This window comes from Halobiforma lacisalsi AJ5 (assembly GCF_000226975.2).
Taxonomy (GTDB): domain Archaea; phylum Halobacteriota; class Halobacteria; order Halobacteriales; family Natrialbaceae; genus Natronobacterium; species Natronobacterium lacisalsi.
This window is the reverse complement of record NZ_CP019285.1, coordinates 2902302-2921920: the sequence shown is the minus strand read 5'-3', so window position 1 is coordinate 2921920 and position 19619 is coordinate 2902302. Positions and strand designations below refer to the sequence as shown.

At 61.2% G+C, this 19619-nt stretch carries 16 protein-coding genes and 3 pseudogenes; 9 read left to right on the top strand and 10 right to left on the bottom strand.

The genetic code is table 11. The features are described 5' to 3' along the window. Positions 1–111 precede the first annotated feature (111 nt). Positions 112–2259: a hypothetical protein gene (locus CHINAEXTREME_RS14205; protein ID WP_007142019.1), complete on the bottom strand. Its 2148-nt coding sequence runs from the start codon at positions 2257–2259 to the stop codon at positions 112–114. Between the two features lie 48 nt (positions 2260–2307). Beyond that, on the bottom strand, positions 2308–2991 hold the full coding sequence (locus CHINAEXTREME_RS14200; protein WP_238593288.1) for a hypothetical protein: 684 nt from the start codon (positions 2989–2991) through the stop codon (positions 2308–2310). Between the two features lie 189 nt (positions 2992–3180). Here CHINAEXTREME_RS14200 and CHINAEXTREME_RS14195 point away from each other — a divergent pair, with 189 nt between their 5' ends. Next, positions 3181–3981 (top strand): hypothetical protein, encoded by an 801-nt coding sequence (locus CHINAEXTREME_RS14195; RefSeq protein ID WP_007142017.1) that lies wholly within the window; start codon positions 3181–3183, stop codon positions 3979–3981. A gap of 1210 nt (positions 3982–5191) precedes the next feature. On the opposite strand, the gene CHINAEXTREME_RS14190 is transcribed toward CHINAEXTREME_RS14195, so the two are convergent. The 4 genes and pseudogenes from CHINAEXTREME_RS14190 to CHINAEXTREME_RS14170 form a co-directional block, all read right to left on the bottom strand. Further along, the gene (locus CHINAEXTREME_RS14190; RefSeq protein WP_076738695.1) at positions 5192–6184 is read right to left on the bottom strand and encodes a transposase; all 993 of its coding nucleotides are present in this window, start codon (positions 6182–6184) and stop codon (positions 5192–5194) included. Positions 6185–6563: 379 nt separating this feature from the next. Further along, positions 6564–6728 (bottom strand): annotated as a pseudogene (locus CHINAEXTREME_RS14180) (integrase core domain-containing protein); the annotation flags it as partial. Beyond that, positions 6707–7108 (bottom strand): PIN domain-containing protein, encoded by a 402-nt coding sequence (locus CHINAEXTREME_RS14175; protein ID WP_029601678.1) that lies wholly within the window; start codon positions 7106–7108, stop codon positions 6707–6709. The pseudogene CHINAEXTREME_RS14180 and the gene CHINAEXTREME_RS14175, both read right to left, overlap by 22 nt. A gap of 3 nt (positions 7109–7111) precedes the next feature. Continuing rightward, positions 7112–7378: a hypothetical protein gene (locus CHINAEXTREME_RS14170; protein ID WP_007142015.1), complete on the bottom strand. Its 267-nt coding sequence runs from the start codon at positions 7376–7378 to the stop codon at positions 7112–7114. Between the two features lie 550 nt (positions 7379–7928). Here CHINAEXTREME_RS14170 and CHINAEXTREME_RS14165 point away from each other — a divergent pair. Continuing rightward, the gene (locus CHINAEXTREME_RS14165; RefSeq protein ID WP_007142014.1) at positions 7929–8303 is read left to right on the top strand and encodes a MarR family transcriptional regulator; all 375 of its coding nucleotides are present in this window, start codon (positions 7929–7931) and stop codon (positions 8301–8303) included. After that, a pseudogene (locus tag CHINAEXTREME_RS22560) lies at positions 8300–8524 on the top strand (type II toxin-antitoxin system PemK/MazF family toxin); the annotation flags it as partial. The gene CHINAEXTREME_RS14165 and the pseudogene CHINAEXTREME_RS22560, both read left to right, overlap by 4 nt. Before the next feature lie 64 nt (positions 8525–8588). On the opposite strand, the pseudogene CHINAEXTREME_RS22645 reads toward CHINAEXTREME_RS22560, so the two are convergent. Beyond that, positions 8589–8720, bottom strand: a pseudogene (locus tag CHINAEXTREME_RS22645) (RNA-guided endonuclease TnpB family protein); the annotation flags it as partial. Between the two features lie 91 nt (positions 8721–8811). Between CHINAEXTREME_RS22645 and CHINAEXTREME_RS14150 the strand changes: the two are divergent. Further along, the gene (locus CHINAEXTREME_RS14150; RefSeq protein ID WP_007142013.1) at positions 8812–9696 is read left to right on the top strand and encodes an IS1595 family transposase; all 885 of its coding nucleotides are present in this window, start codon (positions 8812–8814) and stop codon (positions 9694–9696) included. 1 nt (position 9697) lies between these two features. On the opposite strand, the gene CHINAEXTREME_RS14145 is transcribed toward CHINAEXTREME_RS14150, so the two are convergent. Beyond that, positions 9698–10852: an RNA-guided endonuclease InsQ/TnpB family protein gene (locus CHINAEXTREME_RS14145; protein ID WP_007142012.1), complete on the bottom strand. Its 1155-nt coding sequence runs from the start codon at positions 10850–10852 to the stop codon at positions 9698–9700. 156 nt (positions 10853–11008) lie between these two features. Here CHINAEXTREME_RS14145 and CHINAEXTREME_RS14140 point away from each other — a divergent pair, with 156 nt between their 5' ends. The 4 genes from CHINAEXTREME_RS14140 (at position 11009) to CHINAEXTREME_RS14125 (ending at position 16455) form a co-directional block, all read left to right on the top strand. Continuing rightward, positions 11009–11218 carry an antitoxin VapB family protein gene (locus CHINAEXTREME_RS14140; protein ID WP_007142011.1) on the top strand — a complete coding sequence of 70 codons (210 nt, stop codon included), beginning with the start codon at positions 11009–11011 and terminating at the stop codon, positions 11216–11218. A 105-nt stretch (positions 11219–11323) separates the two neighbouring features. After that, entirely contained in the window at positions 11324–12742 is a 1419-nt protein-coding gene (locus tag CHINAEXTREME_RS14135; RefSeq protein ID WP_007142010.1) for an SWIM zinc finger family protein, read from the top strand. 273 nt (positions 12743–13015) lie between these two features. Continuing rightward, the gene (locus tag CHINAEXTREME_RS14130; protein WP_029601677.1) at positions 13016–14653 is read left to right on the top strand and encodes an acyl-CoA synthetase; all 1638 of its coding nucleotides are present in this window, start codon (positions 13016–13018) and stop codon (positions 14651–14653) included. Positions 14654–15282: 629 nt separating this feature from the next. After that, positions 15283–16455, top strand: coding sequence for an MFS transporter (locus CHINAEXTREME_RS14125; RefSeq protein WP_007142008.1), 1173 nt, complete (start codon positions 15283–15285; stop codon positions 16453–16455). Positions 16456–16520: 65 nt separating this feature from the next. Here the strand turns inward: CHINAEXTREME_RS14125 and CHINAEXTREME_RS14120 are convergent, their stop codons facing one another. Both CHINAEXTREME_RS14120 and CHINAEXTREME_RS14115 read right to left on the bottom strand, forming a co-directional pair. Beyond that, on the bottom strand, positions 16521–17504 hold the full coding sequence (locus tag CHINAEXTREME_RS14120; protein ID WP_007142007.1) for a transcription initiation factor IIB: 984 nt from the start codon (positions 17502–17504) through the stop codon (positions 16521–16523). A gap of 183 nt (positions 17505–17687) precedes the next feature. Further along, positions 17688–18599: a DUF4330 family protein gene (locus tag CHINAEXTREME_RS14115; RefSeq protein ID WP_007142006.1), complete on the bottom strand. Its 912-nt coding sequence runs from the start codon at positions 18597–18599 to the stop codon at positions 17688–17690. Positions 18600–19234: 635 nt separating this feature from the next. Here CHINAEXTREME_RS14115 and CHINAEXTREME_RS14110 point away from each other — a divergent pair. Then, positions 19235–19582 carry a hypothetical protein gene (locus tag CHINAEXTREME_RS14110; RefSeq protein ID WP_007142005.1) on the top strand — a complete coding sequence of 116 codons (348 nt, stop codon included), beginning with the start codon at positions 19235–19237 and terminating at the stop codon, positions 19580–19582. The last annotated feature ends 37 nt before the right edge of the window (positions 19583–19619 follow it).

Sequence of the window (19619 nt, the reverse complement as noted above, 5' to 3'; positions counted from 1 at the left end):
TTTCGAGGAGAGGCCGGTAGCTTCCCTCAGCCCGGTCGTTCGGACCAGAGGGGCCAGCACTTCGATCGATCCCGTTCGTGGGGTATCGCGGATGGACATGGTCGTGGTCGATCACTCAGTCGCTGATCGGTCGTGGTGAGCCGATGCATCCGAAGACCGGCCGTGAGCAATCGCGAGCGGGAGATCCGCAACTGGAAGCCACCAGGAGCGATTTTCCAGTACGACCGGTTCTCTCGTATCCGTCCGAGCGTGCACCCAGTTCGGTAGCGCTCGGGAGAGTCGGTCCCGAGTGGGTACCGGCCACGTGATCCGCCCGTCGTACCAGGTCAGAAAGCGCTCGAAGAACCGCGGGGCCGTCCTGCTGCTCTGAGCGGAAACGCCGACCGTGTACGTCTCGAGGAACGTCTCGAGGGCGCGCTTGTAGTGACGTCGTCGAGACTCCAGCGTCCTCCCGTCGTCCCAGCGTTGCGAGCGGATCGGTTCGACGAGCGAACTCCCCGCCCGATACGCGACCGTCACGTCCGTACAGAACAGCGGCTGGATCGGCAGTACTGGACGACGCACAGCCCGATAGTCGGTCGCACACGCTGCCAGCGACGGCCGCCGCTCACGGACGCTTCGATCGTCGTTCAATACGATCATCGAGTCCCCGCGCTTGGTCAGCCGTGGCGTCTCGAACGTATACGACGAGAGCGGCGCTGTGACCGGCCCTGACGCCAGGCACCGATCACCGACGTACAGAGATCGCTGTCCGTCGGAGACGGTCCAGTACAGCGGTTGCGACTCGCGCTCGGTAACGACGATGTCGCCGTCACCAGTGTAGACGAACGCGGGAATACTGTACACCTGCTGAACGTCGCGAGTACGGCGGCTCGCATACGGGACTTCGAGGACGTCACGGGCCCACTGGGCTGTCTCCCGTGAAGGTGTAACGACCAGCAGATGTGACCCCTCTCGCAGCGCACGGTTTGCCGCCATGATGAGTTCGCCCGCTGTTCCAACGACCTGGTCCGAACTCTCGCCGTTGGGATCGACCAGCACGACAGGCCCGTCGTCGGCATCGTCGTTCGGGTGGCCCCGGAAGTGGGGATCGCCTCGCGACCGCTCATCGAGTGTCTCAGCGTGATAGCCGGTCTCTTCGAGCCAGCCGCCGGTAAACGCCCTGAGCGAACCGCCGGTCTGGACGCCGAGTTCCGTCATAGCGGGATGTGGACCGCGAAGAAGCTCCTCGTGGTCCGTTCCGGCCGCTTGCGTTCGTACGGTCTCGCGGATGAATCGCGGGGCAAAGCGAGTCGGTTTCGCCGGCCAGCGACACGTCTCGTAGTGGGGCGTCACGTCAAGTATCGCTTCGAGTTCGGCAGTCGACAGCGCCAACGTAGGGTCGACCGGAAACGGTTCGTAGGGGTCCGCTGCCGGCCGGCCCTGCAACAGTGCTGCATACTCGTGGGTACTGTCCCGGAACCCCAACGACATCAGCGCCGCTAAAGCGTTCGTGGTCCCGGGGCTGGTCATCAGCCCGGGAAATCGGCTGCTGTGTGGAACGTTCCGCTCCCAGTAATCGTCTGCCAGGCGTCGACTCGAGGTGATCCCGTCCGGCGTGGTGCGATCGATCGGACAACTGGGTGAGGCGTCGAGCGACGCTGCGAGTCCGTGACGGCCAAGCGGTCGTTCCGCCCGACCGATGTCGGCGACGCGCGCGGTCACCCGAAACCGGTCCGTCGACTCCCGTTGAACGAGCAGTTGACCGACCGTCGGGATATTATGCTTGTGATTCCGGGCGACGATCTCCCGGAACAGCGACTCGAGTGCCGACCCCGACGGTGGCTCGTCCGTGTAGACGAGTCGACTCGTCGGTGCGGCAGCGATACCGATGAGATCGAGTACGAGGGTCCCTCGCTCGATTCCGTACCAGTCCGGAAGCCGTCGTTGCAGCAGCGCTGCCAGCTCGTCTCCGCCGGCAGTCCGTCCGGAGCCGGCTTCACCGGCACCATCGGCCAGCCAGCCCGTGTTGTGTTCCGCTGTCTGGCTACCGTGAACAACGAGGGTCGCCGTTCGTTCTCCCGTCAGGACGAGCAGTTCGACCGAGGCCAGTTCCGGGACGGCCGTACTCGCGTTCGTAATCGCCTCGCACAACGGTCCCGCAAGGGCCCCGGAAAGGCGAAGCGACGACTCACCAAGGCCGCTTTGACAACAGTGGATCGCACCGTGGCGCGCGACCGCCGGAGTCCGGTCGTCCGGTATACTGTCGATCGCCGGCATTCGATTGACCTGTTGCATCATAAAAGTGGAGATGAGTGGAGCCGGTTGCTACTGCTCGTTACCGGTGCTGGTCGTGGTCGGTGGTGCGATCGTGTAGTTCAGTACGTAGCGAGTTCTGTCTTCTCCTCGCGGACCCGTTTCGAGCCCTTCTGCGGCCAGGAGTCGACCAAAGCCAGGTCGGCTCGGTACAGCGGTTGCGGTGACGTTCCGACACCAACAACAGAACTGTTCGTAGAGTTCCTCCAGTGGCACTGCTTCCGTCCGATCCGTTGTCTCTGCGAGGAACTCGTCGATAAACAACTGGAGCGTCGCTGTGTAGATCCGACTCGGCCGCGACTCTTTGTCGATGTATGGGGGAACGTATCGCGTGTACGTCCCTTGCTCTTCGACGTAGATCCGGACGACTGTCTTGCGGAACAGCTCGGTTCTGGAAACTGCTTCGATGAGTCTCCCCGCCGTTGCTCGAGTGCCAACGTAGACCTCGACGGCGTCCGCCTCGTCGTCGATCTCCGACGTGAGTTCCGACAACAGAGCGTCGACGGCTCTTGACGGCGATTCCGTTTGCTGGACGCCCGCGTCGGTCCGGTACAGTATCGTCCCCGGCTCGATCGTCTTGGGCGTCTGCTCGAGCCGGGGAGTGTCAGTATCTCGGTCGGCTTCGAAGTATCTGGCCGCTTTTTCGCAAAGCTTTCGATGACTACGGCCAGTATCCGTGGGTTCTGGTACTCTCATTCGTGGTTCGCGATGCGCAGGTGCCTGTCTACGCAGCCAGTAGCTGTGATCGATGCGCCGGTCTGTGTGGGTGTGTCCTGCTGGTGCACCTGCGTGTTGGCAGAGAAGGGTGAGAAATCGGCGCGGTCACTAGATGATCGTTCATGCAGCACCAATTTTTATTGCCTCCCGTTACGACCCCGGAGCTATATGACAGAAAGACAACCAAAATCCGGCGATAGTAACGAAGAAATAAATATTGACCGCCCAGCTAGCCTCGATGCAGACACTGTACTTCCGGACTGGGTATATGAAGTACTCGAGGAAAATGACGTAGCGTTCGAAGACATCTTTGGAACGCTGGCGGAGGATACGGGCAAATTCTGTAAGGGACTGAACGGACGGGATCTCTACCGGGTAACCGTTTTCTGCTTGCTGCAGTTACTGATAGCTAGAACAAACCGGCGATGCCATCAGCTAGGGAAGATTATCGATCAGCACAAGCAGTGGCAAATCGGGTATGAGCGCGGGCCAGCGTACAATACCTACTGGAATGCCGTCGACAACCTAGTTGATGCTGGTATTGTCGAGAGGGTCAACGACGGGAAGAAAATAAAGTTCGGGCTTCCAGAGGGAAAAGACATCGCGCCAGCGTTTCAGCCGGATAATCCCGATAATATCCTCGACCGTATCACCCTAGACGACCCGACCCCGAGGGACGAACTCGAGGCGCGGATAGTGCCTGGCCTCCGTCAAACTGTTCGACCCCAGATTCGGTCCGTATCTGGATATCTTGCATGGCTCGGGAATACGTGGGATCTGGGTCTCAAAGCCCTGATCGTTGGTGTGGCACTAACGGCAGTATACGTTGAGACACCACTGTTTGGGGCGGTCGGTCCAACACTGGCTGCGGGGATCTTCTGGGGATTCATCTCGTTCGGTATGACAGCCATGGGAGTCGATATTCTCGATCAGGTCCGCGCTGGATATCAGGAAGCCAACCACTGTTGAGATCGGCGACACCGATTTTCCTCTCTCTGGGTCGACCAGTGAGCGATACCCCCCAGTGCTCTCAGCTGAGATCATCCAGTTAGCCCCTCCCAATAAATAACTGGTATCTGACTAGTCCCGTGATATAGTAACTACACTAGCGCCCGACTACCCTGACCACTACTGGCAACTAGGCTGTGTCTCTCCCATAGTATACTACACTAAACCGCAGGACGGAGGCAGGCCATACTACCTGAGACCGATTGAATATAATAACAACAACGCCACTACTGCAACAGCGGTGCGTTACGAACAGCAAACTATCTCCTCCGTGAGGGGACCTCAGAGAACTGGCCAGGCCAAACAGGAATTTCTCAGCGATAGCGCGGGGTCCCAGACGGGATCAAATCGAATGGGGCCCTCTATCGGACCGGTTTTGTCCTCCTCCCGAATAGATATTATATCTCATTTTTGGGTGGTTGTGCCAGTCACTGAGTGACGGGACCTGTTGCTCGATATCGGATCAACGTCGGTGACTCGAGAGGGAATCTTCTTCTCGAGCGGTCTCGGCGTAGCCGTCGGGTCAGAGACTATACCGGGACACGAGTTCTTCCGGTAGCAATGGCCTGTCGGGGCCTGCGCGAGTCGGTCGTTACGGACTCCCCTGGGGTGGGTAACTCTCGTCCAGATCAACTCGAGAGTTCTGAAACCGGGGTATTCCGAACAGGATCGGGGTACTCCGGTTTTCTGTCGGGAGCAGTAGCGGAGACTGGACGGTTCGTTCCGGTCTACTCGAGAGAATTCCTATCCGTTCAGGATTGGTTTCGGATCACTTCTTTCAAGGGTTGGTTCGCCATCTCTGTCTGAACGCTCTCCCTCCGTGGTGGCCAGCGGCACTCCTGTTGTCTTCGTCACAGCCAGTCCAATATTGTCTTGTTATTATATCCAATCGGTGCTGAGTAGTATGGGCCACCCCCGTCACGGGATTTAGGATGGAATAGCACCCATCCTACTCATACTAGGTGAGAAATTAACCCATACTAATTACAGCAGTGTGTTTCGGAAAGCTGGCAGGCAGAATGCTGTGAGCTATTGTACAGAGCGTGTGCATTCCCTCTCGAAGCGACGTGAATCCACTCTCCCCACAGACTGCCGGGATCCCACCGTGAGATTCGATCCTACACGAAGTCCCAAACACAACTAGGTCAAAGAGGGTGTCATAGAACTCTTCTCACACCGTGATGATGGTGCTTCCCGGATTGTCTCCGCGTTCATAGTTGGTGATGGCGACCACGAGGCGCAGACAGAGTGCGAGGAACACCTGCGCTCGTGCGTGGACGCGGCCTCGGGCGTGCGTTCGCCCGAGGCCGCAGTCCTTGACTGATTCGTTGGTTCGTTCAACCCCCGTACGGCGGTTGTACGTCTCATCCAACGTGGATTGCTTCAGTTGAACGTCTTCGCTGTGTTCGTCGATGCGGTCTTCGACTCTGTACTCGATATCTTTCGGCTCGTCGGTGTTTCGCGCGTTGTACGGAGCGACTGGCACGACCCCTGCGGCCAGCAGGTGGTCGTGCCAGTCGAGCGTGTCGTAGGCGCTGTCTCCAAGCATCCAGATCGGTGTGGAGACGGCGAGCGCGTCACGCGTGACGCGCATCGCCGTCTCCTCTGGCGCTTGCTTACTCTCTGTGAACTCCGCCGCAATCGGGATCTTTTGTCCGGTCGAGACGATCGTACAGCCGTAGCCGTGGTAGTACTCGTCGTCGGTTGGATCGTAGCACTTCGACGCGTCTTGATCGGCAGGCATCGCCCTCACGTCAGTTGAATCGATGCAGTAAGTCAAGTCGAGCAGGCCGCGGCGGGCGGCCTGCTCGACGAGTCGGCCAAAGACCTCGTCAACGACGTGTTCGAGGTCGGTGAGAAAGCGATCGACCGCGTCTCTGGACGGCGGTCGATCGAACCCACAGCTGAGCCAAACAACCGTGTTCCGAAGCTCTCGCTCAACCGGACGAATCCCGTAGATGTCCTTGTAGTAGCAGTGGAGGAAGCCACGCATCAACTCTGGTGGTTCATGCTCTCGTGTTCGCCCCGTCTGCGCCGGGGCGAACACGTCGAACTCTTCGAGAAACTCGAAGGAGAGGTGCTCGAACAACGCTAGCGTCTCGGTCTCCGCGACATTGAAGAACGACTCTACCGAAGGATCATCTTGCAGGGTCGCTGAGGCCATACCATCTCAGCATTCACCCTGCTCTTTGGTGTGGTAATCGTTCTATGACACCCTCAGGTCAAATACAACCAGTACGGCGCAGTTCAGTACAACCGATGTTACATGACCGTCACAAGGGCACGTCACCCCGATTCAGCTGAGATCGAGGATCAAAGTGTGCAACGGAAGAATCGAACTCCAATCGATCCGTACGATGAAGGCGGTGATCACAGCTGGGCTGATACCGGTCGGACTAAAAACGTTGTCCAGTGCGTAAACTGCTACGACACTGTCGATCGGGATCGGCTCCCTGACTCGGTAGAGGTTGAAGAATCGTGGTGGTGAAAGCTGTGATCAGTACGGTATCAGATATTGTCGATGGCACGGTCTAGTTCAGCACCTACTCGGCTGGTGTTCGGCCATTCAGCGCTTGATTCGGTCGATCGTGGTTGTAATGTTGTCTGAAGCGTCTGAGCCAGCGGCGTGCGCTGGCTGGACTGCCCTGCCAGATTCTGTAGACACTGGATATCTCTCCGAAACGATTCACTCGGAAGATACAGGTTTTAACGGTGTCCGGTCGAGACCGACCGTGTCGTAATCCTGTTCGGTCGTAAGAACGCATTCGTCGCCGACGGTGACGAGTCCGGCGTGAAGTGCGTCGAACGGGGTGAGATCGTACTCGTCGAGGAACGCCGCAGCGGCCAGAACCGCGTCCTCGTGTTCGTTCGGCACGATAGGAACCAGTTCGAGCAGGTTGGTAATCGCCCGCGGCGCATCGATTTCGTACTCGGCAGTCTCATGGTCGTAGAACAACACCAGAACCTCGGCATATGCGAGTATCGAGGTATGAATGTCATCGCGCTCTTCGAGGGCGCGGATTACGGCATCCTGAAGCCAGTCGTCCTCCTTCACTAGTGCTGTGAGAAAGTCAGTTTCGACGTACACAGTTCACTCCTCATCGTCCTGCGACCGGCCGTCCGTTTCCTCCCGAACCTCTCGGGCGATCGCCTCGCGCGCGTCTGCTTTCAGATCGGCGTCTTCCGTCCCCTCAAAGGCATCGCCAACGGCAGCTCGGAGCCCCTCTAGTGGGTCCTCGTCGACGGGAAAGAGCGCGACGTGGCTCGGGAGTTCGACGATACGATACTGGTCACCGAACCGCTCTCGGACGTCTTTCGGGAGGTAGATCCGGCCCCGTTCATCTGTCGACTTTGACATGGCGCGATTACCTGTTGTACGGGAAGATGTAAAATTCTTCCCGACTATATAGTAATCTTCCCACATCTTGCGGAGATGGGTTCTCTACCTGTACCGATCGTTCTTCTCGCTTGTGCGGCCCTGAGTACCATGGAATGCTACGAATACCGTGAGATGCCGGCCCCGAACAGATAAGGGGCGATGACGAACGCGGTCTATTCTCAGACGGCGATGACATGGTATTCGATGGAGCCTCATTGGCCGGGCCACAGCCCTAGACAGGGGGAAAACGAGAGTTTCGCCAGAGTGTCTCTGGTTCCCCTTGAGTGCGGGTTGGAACCTCGAACGCCACACTCGGCGGAAATCCGATGGGTGGATTCCACGTTCTTCAGGGCGTGAAGGAGGTCAATCTAAGAACCCGCCTTTGACACTATGTGACTGTGCAGGATCGATCCTACCCCGACGCTGTCTTGCGTTCAACAAGGCATGTCAAAAATAACAACCACCAACTGAATCACGGTAATTTCACTAGTAACATCTATAACGAAACGCTCGCTACTAACGCACAGGAATGTCAATCGACAGAGAGACGTTCGAACGATCGAGCGAAGAGGAGCTCGAGGGGTTATCGACGACGGATCAGGTACTCGGATTTCTCGCCGCCAACGACGACCAGGCGTTCAAGGCGCAAGAAATCGCACGACAAACTGGCCTCAACGAAGGAAGTGTAAGCACTGCCCTGTCGCGGTTAAAGAACCGTGACCTGGTCGAACATAAGGGAACGTACTGGGCCGTAACTACTGACTATCGACGCCTCGAGAGCTACGATGGATACGCCCGTGCAACTGCGCTGTTTAACGAGCAGCTTGGCGAAGAGGACGGTGAAGCATGGAAAGAGCACGCTCCTGAGGATCCCCACCCGAGCCTGAGGGATGATGAAGAGTGACAGAAAACGAGACACCCATTTATTAACCGGGCGATGTCGTATACGGTGCTGACCCGTACAAGGGCGACGAGGCGGCCCGGCCGTGGCTCATCGTCTCGAACCACGAAGGCCGTCCGTTCCACGGTGACCAGTATATTGCCCTTTCGTTGACGACGAAAACGTGGATGGACGGTCTCATCGAGATCGATCCGGACGATTGGACCCACGGTGGAACTCCTGAGGGTGACATCCTCCGCGCCCTGAAGGACGCGGCTTCCCGTACCGCAGGGTGGGATATTTGCTGGTCTACGATACGACCTGTTCTCTCGATTGGAACATCCCGCTTTCGCGGTCGAACAGGTGTACCGATGGCTGTGCCACACAGCCGTTACTCCTATCCTCGCCGTGAGGACTCGGAGTTATCTTCTGTCGCATATCGCTCATGGGTAGAGGATTGTTGGTCAGCCCGCAGCAGTAGCTGAAAGTCGTAGCGGGCAAGGGTGGCGCGTTCGCGCCACCCGACGAAAGCATGATTCCACTCAAGACGTTCGTCTCGGAGCGTCGCGCCGCGAACCTGCTCCGACAGATTCGCTGGCGTGACGGCGTCTATTGCCCACGTTGCCGTGCCGAATCCGCGATTCGGTACGGCAGCTATCGGGTGTTTCAGCGATATCGCTGTAAGAATTGCGACCGCACGTTCAACGATCAGACCGGCACCGTCTTTGAACACTCAGCGGTCGAACTCAGGAAGTGGTTTCTCGCCGTCTACACCTACATCCGCTTCAACACCAGTCTTCGACAGTTAGACGTAGAGATTGATGTCTCCTACAAAACAGTGTACCGGCGCGTCCAGCGCTTCCTGCGAGCGCTGGACGCGCCTCAGCCACAACTCGAAGGACCAGTCGAGATTGACGAACTGTACGTGAAAGCCGGGCTCAAAGGCCGCGAGCGCGACGGACGGTCGCGCTCGCGTGGCCTGTCCACGCGCGGAAGAGGATCGTACGAACAGGACAAGCTACCCGTGTTTATTCTGGCTGATCGCGGCACCGGCAACCGCTACGTGATCCCAGCGAAAGCCGCTGATGAATCGACGATTCGACTCCTCCTTGCTGACCGTAAAGAGGAGTCGCTCACGGTCTATACCGACGGCTTTCGAGCGTACGAACCGCTTGATGAGGACGACGCATTCGACCGCGAATACGTCGTCCACGGCGACGGCGAATACGCCGATGGAGACGTTCACGTCAATACCTGCGAGAGCCACGGATCGCTGGCGCGATCCTGGCTCTCGCCCCATCGAGGCGTCTCCAAGGACAAGCTCACGCCGTATCTCCGAGCCTTCCAGCTCCGTCGCCGCGTGTATCGAAAACCGGGAAAAGAAGCGCTGAAAACCATCCTCAAAACTGCGCTATGAGTCACCAACAATCTCCGCCACAAGAGCGTCGCATATTCTCCGCCCCGTTACAATCTGCGTTGGCTACCAACTCACACGATGAGCAGACGTACAGGCCACGTTCGACACGGTTCGACGTCGTATCGTCACCACACCGTGAACACGTCTTCGAGGTGTTCCACTCGTTCTCTTTCAGCACCTCGACGCCACGGATTTCGCCCTTGTATTCGAGGTACTGGTAGAGACGGTCAAACGCCCACGAGTGCAACTTCTTGTTCCCCGTTTTGCCCCAGTCTGATTTTCGTACGTCTTCAGGCCAACTCACCGCGAGCGTGCCAACATCACGTTCGACACACTCGGTGATGATTGTGTCCGTGAGAACGTGGTAGAAGTGGGTTTCACGCTCTGCGAGTTTTCGACGTGCCCACATCGACTTCTCTGATGGGCCGTTCTCACCCGCAGTCTCGTACGCTGCTCGGGTGAAGTAGTGCTTGTCCTGTTTGAGCAAGTTACCGGGGTAGAGAACGTATTCGTCGGGAAACGCGACCGTGGCGATGTTCGTGATTCCAAGATCGATTCCAGCAACGCCGTCGCCTGCGGCGTCGTTGGTTTCGAGTACGACTTTACAGACGAAGTGTAATTCCCACTCGTCACCGTTCCAGACAGCTCGAACGTTCTGTACCTTGTTGACTTCCGAAAGATCAACGTCGGGACGAGTCTGGTACTCACAGAGGATGAAGTCCGACCAGTGTTCTTTGAGGTTGGAGCCTTTCGAGAGTCGGACGCGGTTGTTCTCTGGGTCGTGTTTGAACCCGTCTGCTTTGAACGTGACTGTGCTCTTGGGCCGAGTGTCGCCGTGTTTGCGGTAGCCGGGCGGATTCGCCTCGTCGTCTGTCTGTCGCAGATCGAACCACGACTGGAAAGCGTCAGAAAGTTCTTCGATGACTTTCTGACTGGATTGTGCATTCAGGTCTTTCCAGCAGGGTTGGTTCTTCATGTACGCTTTCAGCGTCCCTTCGTCTGGGATTTCGCCTGTTGCGTTCCAGATACGGTCGGCTGTCCAGCGTGCGCTGTTCCAGATTTTTGAGGCGGAGCCTCCGAGCGAGTCGAGGTCATCGCGGACCTGTTGCTGGTTCTGGATAGAGCCAACGTAGGTACGAGTGACCTCAATCGCCATGTATAGCCTATGTGGATAATCCAACTTAATGGTGTGGATGATCGTGGAATATCCAGCCTGCTACCGACAGTGGATTGTGTCATCCAACGACGCGATTCACGCCCACCGTAAACGGTGGGATTCTCTCGCTGTTCAAAGATAGCACTACCAACGAGCATGACTCACTGGGTTCGCCTCGAGGACGAGGTCTACGATCGTATCAGAGCTCACAAGCGTGACGACGAGTCGTTCAGCGACGCGGTAGACCGGCTCACCGATAGCCGGTCGCTCCGCGATCTCCGGGACGTCTTCGACGACGATCAGGTGACCCAGATGCGTGACGTCATCGCTGCCACAGAGCGGGCTGGCCGCCAGAGAGACCGATAGCACAGACCGGCGTCTGCAATAGCGCTCGAGTGAGAGGCCGGGTTCGTCCGGTTCTCGAGGTCGACCGAAACGCTGTTTCACCGTCCTGACGTTCTCCCGACTACCGTGCCCACGTTCGCTCGCTCCGGCTCCGGCTCCGGCAAGTGGCACCTCGTCGGCCCCGATGGCTGCCGATACGGCCGGGAGTTCGACGCCGAGGACGCCACGCCCGACGACACCGTGACTGCAAGCGATATCGTCGCGTACGACACACCCGGCGAGCCCGCCGACGCTCCGACCGGCCCGATCTCGCCGCCAACCAGCGGTTCGATGCGAGGCCGTTCCGACCAGCAGCGGCTCGTTCTCCCATCAGCTATTGCCGACGGCGACGCCGATCTGTGCGGATCGTGTCGCGCCGAACTCGAGCGCCAGCAGCAACGACGGGCCCGAGTTATCGCCGATCTCAAACGCGTGACGACACGTCGCGATATCGACTGGGATCGAACGGACCGGGAGACGCGCCGGGCCTGTGACTGGTGTCGGGCGCACGAGCGGACGACCTACGACGGCCTCGGTGCGACAGTCTGTCCGGTCTGTCGCCGTCTGTTCGAGACGCCGCTTGGCGAGCCGAGCGACGGCCGCAGACCGGACACCGATCGGCTTCCCGAGACGCCGACGGACCCGATCGCGCCGATCGTCCTCGAGACGGATCTCCCGGACTACGAGCCGACGGAACTCGTCGGGAGCAACCGGCCGGTGATCACGTACCGCGAAAAACGCACGTACGCCGAGGTAATCTTCGAACTCGAGCGCACCGGTCACGGCTTCTCGGCCGAGGGAATCGCCGAACTCGAGTCCGTCCGCACGGAGTACGCCGACCGCGTCGCCACCGAGGACACTCACCAGGCCGAGGTCACGCTCGAGATAGGGACGACGCCACGGACCGTCACCCTCGAAAACGTTCTTCCGGCGGATCGCATCGACGTGATCGACGCGTGCTGGGACGTCGTCAGCGACCCGTCGTACTGGTTCCCGCTGGGGTGGCCACAGCAGGGCTACGTGCACCGGCGAGGGGCCGTGCCGTCGATACCGGGTGACGACCCGGTCGTCGAGGAGTTCCCGCGCCTCCGCACCCGAAAGGCGTCGTCGGCAGTCGACACGGCCACGCTCCGGTCGGTGACCGACCCCGGGCGGTACGAGCGCGGCGAACGCTACTACGAACGCGGGGCTGTCACCGACGCCGTCCGGGTCGACGATCGGCTTCGGGCGACGGTGCAGGGAAGCCAGCCGTACGAAGTCCAGGTGACGCTCTCGAACGGGAGCTACGTCGAGGGAGAGTGCAGCTGTCCCGACGATACGGTTCCGTGCAAGCATATCGTCGCAGCCGTGCTTGCCAGCGGCGACGTCGAAGATATCGGCGCGGACCGATCGCTCGAGACAGTACTCGAGTCCACCACGCCAGACGAGTTGCGGACGCTCCTTCGGAATCTTGCCGAAGAAGACGTCTCGGTCCGGAAACGAGTGTACGAGACGCTCGAGGAGTGAGCAGCGAGCAGGTCGTACTGGCGGGTGCGAAAACGGAGCGATTCCGGAGACTGCGACCCAGCCGATGAAGCGTCTGCTGATTTCGTTCTTCGACCACCGCAACCACACTCGAGTGGCGTCACCGTCCGTTCTCCGTGGACGACGATCGCCCCGCATTTCGGCACCGTCCGAACCGGGTGAGAGCCGACCCGTGGCCGATGTACTCGCCAGCGGACCCCCATGCGAACTCCACTCACACAACAATTATCATCCAAATAGTAATAGCGGCTACATATGGGTGAAAATCACACAGCTACAGGGTCGGAGTTCGAGTGGGATATTCCGGACACCTATGCGATCCCCTCTGTGGTCGAGGAGTACGCCGGGGAGATCGGCGACCGGGTCGCGGTCAAATTCCGCTCGGAGGACGGTACGCGGACCGAACGGACCTACGCCGACCTTCGCGACGACATGTACCGGTTCGCGAACGGCCTCGAGGACCTCGGCGTCGGTGAGGGCGACCGGGTGATGCACCTGTTCCCGCGCCACCCCGACGCGTTCGCGATCCAGCTGGGCGCGCTCGCGGTCGGCGCGCTTCTCGTCCCGTGTTCGGCGATGCTCCGGGCGAAAGACATCCAGTTCCGGGCGAACGACTGCGAGGCCTCGACGGTCGTCGTCCACGAGTCGCTCACCGACATGGTCGAACCGGTGCTCGAGGAGACGCCGCTGGAGCGCGTGATCGTCCTCGAGGGCGACGAAGATGACCCCGACGGCGACGGGTGGACGACGTTCGAGTCGGTCGTCGACGGCCAGCCGACGGAGTACGACGGCCCGGACTTAGAGGCCGAGGATCCGATGTCGATCAACTACACCAGCGGGACGACCGGCAAGCCCAAACCCGTCCTCCACAAGCACCGCTGGATGTACTGCTTCAACGCGGTCAACGCGCCGTACTGGTGGGGCGTCGACGAGGACACCGACCTCGAGGACGAACTCCTGTGGGCCACCACGGGAACGGGGTGGGCGAAGTGGTTCTGGAGCCCCGTCGGCGTCGGGCTGACGACCGGCGCGACCCAGCTGATCTACGACGGGGAGTTCGACCCCGAAACGTTCCTCGAGATCCTCGAGACCGAGGGGGTCACCAAGCTCTGTGCCGTCCCAACCCAGTACCGGATGTTCGCCAACGCCGACCTCGAGGACTACGACGTCCAGTTGAACGACGCGCTCTCGGCGGGTGAACCGCTGAACCGCGAACCCATCGAGCGCATCGAGGAGGCCTGGGGCGTGACCCCGCGGGACGGCTACGGCCAGACCGAGACGGTCGCACTGGTGACGAACTATCCGGGGATCGACGTCAAGCCCGGCAGTATGGGCAAGCCGACGCCGGGCGTCGGCGCGACGATCCTCGACGTCGACGAGGAGGAGGAGGTCGAACCGGGCGAGATCGGCGAGATCGCGGTCCCGATCGACTCGCCGGCGATCTTCGACGGCTACTACGAGAAACCCCACCTCGACGAACGGAAGCTCTCGGGCGAGTACTACCGGACCGGCGACCTGGCCTCGAAGGACGAGGACGGCTACTTCTTCTTCGAGGGCCGGGCCGACGACATCATCATCTCGTCGGGCTACCGGATCGGTCCCTTCGAGGTCGAGGACGCACTCGTCAGTCACGATGCCGTCGCCGAGGCCGCCGCGGTCGACAGCCCCCACGACGAACGCGGAAGCGTCGTCAAGGCCTACGTGATCCTCGCCGAGGGATACGAGCCCGGTGAGGACCTCGAGGACGAACTGCAGGAATTCATGAAAGAGGAGACGGCGCCGTACAAGTACCCCCGCCGGATCGAGTTCGTCGACGAACTCCCCAAGACCTCGAGCGGGAAGATCCGCCGTATCGAACTCCGCGAACAGGAACAGGAGAAACACGACGCGTAACGATCGGCGGAATCCGGCGGTGTCGAGAGCGATCTTCCGTATCCCCGGTCGGGCCACTCGTTGCCTCACGGTAGCGGCGGGGAGGTTCGTGGCCGATCACCCGCTGCGAGACGGCTCGGACCCGAGGTCCCGGTCTCGAGCGGGTCACCTCTAACGAGTCTCGTGATTCCGATACGGCGTACGTCCATGTCGTGAGAAAGACCCCGAAACACGGGGACACCGACCACACATGTTCGATAGTCGGCGCGCCCGTAGCCGACGCCGTTTTGTATCACCGGGAGAAACAACCGATCGCTTCCGAGAGAAAGCCCCGGCGGGGAGGCTCGATAGGGGTGGTGGGGATGTTTCCCCGCCGGGTCGCGCCTTGCGGCGCAGTCGTACTTCGAACAACTCCTACTTAGTTATACTCAATTTTGAGAGGTAATCGTGTCGGATATTAATATCCAATGGCAGGGGCGGGGGATCCCTTTTCGGGCAGGCGTCGCAGTTCCTCCGCGTTCTTCTGCGAGGCTGGTGCTGGCGGACCGGACTACCGGGTGAGCGCCCGTCCGTCCATCCGTCCGGCCGGAACTCCGACCCTGCAGTCGCTACACTTAACCCCCAGTCGCCGAAATCGCCGGAGACACCGAATGCGCTGGCAGTATCGGACTACGGTGCTTGCACTCTGTACGCTCGCGTTTTTCGTCACCTATTTCGCCCGGATGGGGATCAGCCCGGTCATCCCCTTCATCGCGGCCGACTTCGACGTGACGAACACCCAGATCGGCCTGGCCCTCTCGGGGATGTGGCTCGCCTACGGCGTCTCCCAGTTCCCGAGCGGCGTCCTCGGCGACCGGTACGGCGAGAAGCCGGTCATCCTCGTCGCCGTCGGCGGAACCTCGCTCGCGAGCCTCCTGCTCGCGTTCGCGCCGGCATTTGCCGCCTTCGTTGCCATCGCCGTCGTCCTCGGGGCGGTCGCCGGTCTCCACTACGCGGTCGCCACGACGCTCCTCTCGCGCACGTACGAGGAACTCGGTCGTGCCGTGGGCATCCACTCGCTGGGTGGCCCGTTGGCCGGCCTGGTCGCACCCGTCGCCGCCTCCTGGGTCGGCGTCCGGTACGGCTGGCGTCCCGCGGTCGCCGTCGCGCTCCTCGTCGGCCTCCCGATTTTCATCCTGGTCGCCTGGCGGATCCGGCCGACCGAACCCCGACGCCCCGACCAGCCCATGCGCGAACGGTTCGAACGATCCGCGCTGGTCGAACTCGTCTCCCGGCCGCCGATCGCGTTTACGCTCGCCATCGCGATGATCGGGACGTTCATCGTCCAGGGACTGCTCACGTTCCTCCCGACCTTCCTCGTCGAGTACCACCGGTACTCGGCGACGCTCGCCGGCACCGCCTTCTCGGGGTTTTTCGTCGTCCGGACCGGGAGCCAGTTCGCCATCGGCGAGTTCTCGGACCGGTACGGCCGGGACCTCGCCATCGGCGGCTCCATGTTCGCCGGCGCTGTCGGCCTCCTCGCGCTGGTCGTCGCCGACGGACTGACGGCGGTCGCCGTCGCCATCCTCTTTGCCGGCACCGGCTCGAGTTTCTTCTCGGCGATCGATCCCCGGTTCCTCGACCAGTTCGGCGACCGGGAGCAAGGGGCCGGGTTCGGCCTCGTCCGGACGGTCTACACCGTCGTCGGCTCGGCCGGCTCGGTCGGCGTCGGACTGCTCGCGGACCTGTTCGGCTGGGGGACGGCGTTTCTCCTGCTGGCCGGCCTGTTCGCGATCACCGTTCTCAGTCTCGTGGCGAACTGGCTGCTCGAACTCGGCTACTGATCGTCGGGACCGGATCCGGTCGACGCGGCGGCCGAGAACCGATCCGATCTGATCCGGACTCGTCGTCAGCGATCGTGTTCCGTTTCCTCGTAGATCCCGTAGGCCTCGAGCAACTCCTGGTACCGGTTTCGGATCGTGAACTTGCTGACGCCGGTCGTCTCGTCGATCGTCTCCTGGGTGACGCGGTCGTTCGTCAGGCGACCGGCCGCGTAGATGGCCGCCGCCGCGATCCCGGCCGGGCTCTTGCCGATGTGGAGTTCGGCGGCTTTCGCCGCCTCGAGGATCTCTCGGGCGAGGCGTTCGGTCTCGTCGGTCACCCCGAGGTCGGACGCGAACGGCCGGAGGTACTGTTCGGGATCCGGCGGGGCGATCTCGAGGTCGAGTTCGCCCGAGAGGTACCGGTACGCGCGTTTCACGGGTTGGTCGTCGACGCGGCTCACCGAGTCGAAGGCGACGAACGTTCGCGGGGTTCCGTGCTGGCGCGCGGCGGCGTAGAGGCTGGCGGTCGCCATCGCCTCGATCGAGCGACCAGGGAGCAGGTCCTCCTCGACGGCCCGCCGGTAGATCACCGCGGCGGTCTCGCGACACGGGTCGGGAAGGCCAAGCGCGGACGCCATCCGCTCGAGTTCGCCGAAGGCGTGTTTCAGGTTCCGCTCGCGAGCGTCTTTCGAGGTGAACCGCTCGTTCCAGGTCCGGAGCCGACGCAGTCGCGTCCGCTTGCTCGCGGAGAGGTCGTTCCCGTAGGCGTCCCTGTCCTCCCAGCCGATCGTCGTGCTCAGTCCCTTGTCGTGTCTCCGCTCGGTGATCGGTGCGCCGACCCGGGTCCGGGCGTCGCCCTCGTCGTCGAAGGAGCGCCACTCCGGTCCGTGATCGATCTCGTCTGCGTCGACCACGAGCCCGCACTCGACACAGACGTGTTCGCCGTGGCTGACGTCGTGGCGGAGCCGTCCCGAGCACTCGGGGCAGACTGTGCGTTCCGACTGCGCCCTGCTTTGCTCGGTGCTCTTCGACCGGTCCGTTTCGACCGAGTTGACGCTCACGTTGGACATGTTCACTGAAACCCAGGGTGTCGTGACCCCGATGTGTGGTACGTTCTCACCCTGCTGTTGGTTTCTGGACCCCATGTATGACGGGCGGTTTCCCGGCTCGTGAGAATCGGCTCGCGATTCAACATACCTGTTCCAAGAGGCCGTCCCTCGAGCGCCACCGAGTCTCGGAGAGCGGATCGCCGTCTACGCTATCGCGGTGACCTCACCCTCGACGACGAGCGTCTCGAAGTCCAGCACCACGGTCGAGCCGATCCGGACCGGCTCCCCGCGGAACCGTTCCGTCGTCCCTGCCTCCTGGGTCCGTAGCTCCACCGTCAGCGTCACGTCCACGTTCCGCGGGTGGTCGCGCTCGTAGATGTTTCCGTCGTCGCTCTCGAGCACGACGGCGGCGGGTTCTTCCTCCACGTCGACGATCCTGGCGTGGGTCGTCCCGCGGACGGTTTCGGTCATCCCTTCCTCGAGTGCGTCGGCGACGCTCGGACTGACGTTGTGCATCTCGAGCTCGACGGTGGTCGTCGTTTCGTCGATCTCGAGCGACTGGCCCTCGAGCGAGAGGTCGGTGACCGTCCCGTTCGTTCGGTAGGTTCCCATATCGAGACGCTGTTCGGTCCCGAGCAACAGCGTCTCGTCGCCAGCCCGGAACTCCTCCGGGCCGTCGTCGCCGGTCTGTACGGTTTCGAACTCGATGCGGACCGTGACGTGGGGCTCGACGGCGTTGTCGGAGGCGATCGGCTCGACGGCGTCGTCGGTACTGTCGGCATCCGTGTTCGTGCCGTTCTCGGTCGTCGTGGCGTTCTCGTCCTCGGCGGTCGCCAGCGGAGTGACGTAGACGTCGGTCACCGTCACCGGTTGGCCGGTCTCGCCGAGCGTTCCGACGTCACCGGACTCGAGATTGTCGATTACGTACCCGGGCTGCTGGCCGAGTTCGAGCGTCGCGTAGCCGGTTTCCGCCGAATCGACGTCTCTAGTCCGGTCCTGTCCGCCGGTAACGAGTGCGACCCCCGCGACGACGACGGCCAGCAACAGGAGGACAACGAGCGCGTCGATGACGTTGACGACGCCCAAGAGGTTGCCCTCCTCGTCGATCAGTTCCACGACCTCTCACCTCGCCTCCGGCCCCGTGTTTGCGGTCTCGACGACTGCCGGTAACGCACCGCTCGAGTCCGTCGCTCGCGAAACCCCCTCGGTCTCCGTTCGGCGATTTCGTTTCCCGCTTTCGTGCTCGCGCGTCGCCGTAGGTCGGGCGTCTCCGCCGGAATATCAGGGCGGCGCCCGTAGCGGTGGAACGGGGTGGCCGACGATCGCGCAGTCCCCCCGCTCGCAGTGTCGCGATCCTGCATGGCTCTGATTACAGCTCGAAAGCACATAATACAATGCGATACTGAATCGTGTGATAACGATCTACGAGAACCGTCGCATTAAGTAAGCGATTCCTACCCACGGTTTTGCCGTCGACTGCAACCCGTCCCTTTGCCGGACCGCCGCATGATCGTTCGTCCGTTGCTCAGGAGTCGAACGGTGATTACCGCTTCAGGACTGCCCGTAGCAATACCGGTGTCTATCGGAGAGACCGGTGGCTGCTTCGATCCACGGCGACCGTTCCGATCTCACACCGTTTCGGGACAAATTCGGACTTACAGGGGCGCCAATAGCGTGTTTTCGGCCAAACGATTCCAGTCGTTTTTGATCGAATCTGTCGACCTCCCGCTGCCCCGCGGAGGGGAATTACCATGACTGGAACGAATCAACTGACCCGCTGTCGGCGGCTGGCGGTCCTCGCGATCGCGGTGAGTCTCCTCGCGATGGCCGTCGGGGCCGGTGGTGTCGCGGCACAGACGGAGAACGTGACAGTATCGGAACCCGGCCAGGAGGAGACCGGCGAGGCGGTCGAAGAACAGTCGATCGTCGAAGATAGCTCGCAGGAAATCGACGAAACGGACGTCTCGTTCGAGGAGGAGACTGCAGTAGTGGTGACGGGGACTGGTGACGACGTGGCTGACGTCGACGACGACCTCGGGGTCGGTGTCGACGTCGACAACGTCGTCGACGACGCGCTCGGCGTCACCGACCTCTTCTGACGCTCCCCGTGTGTTCGCACTTCGAGTCGCCGTTTCA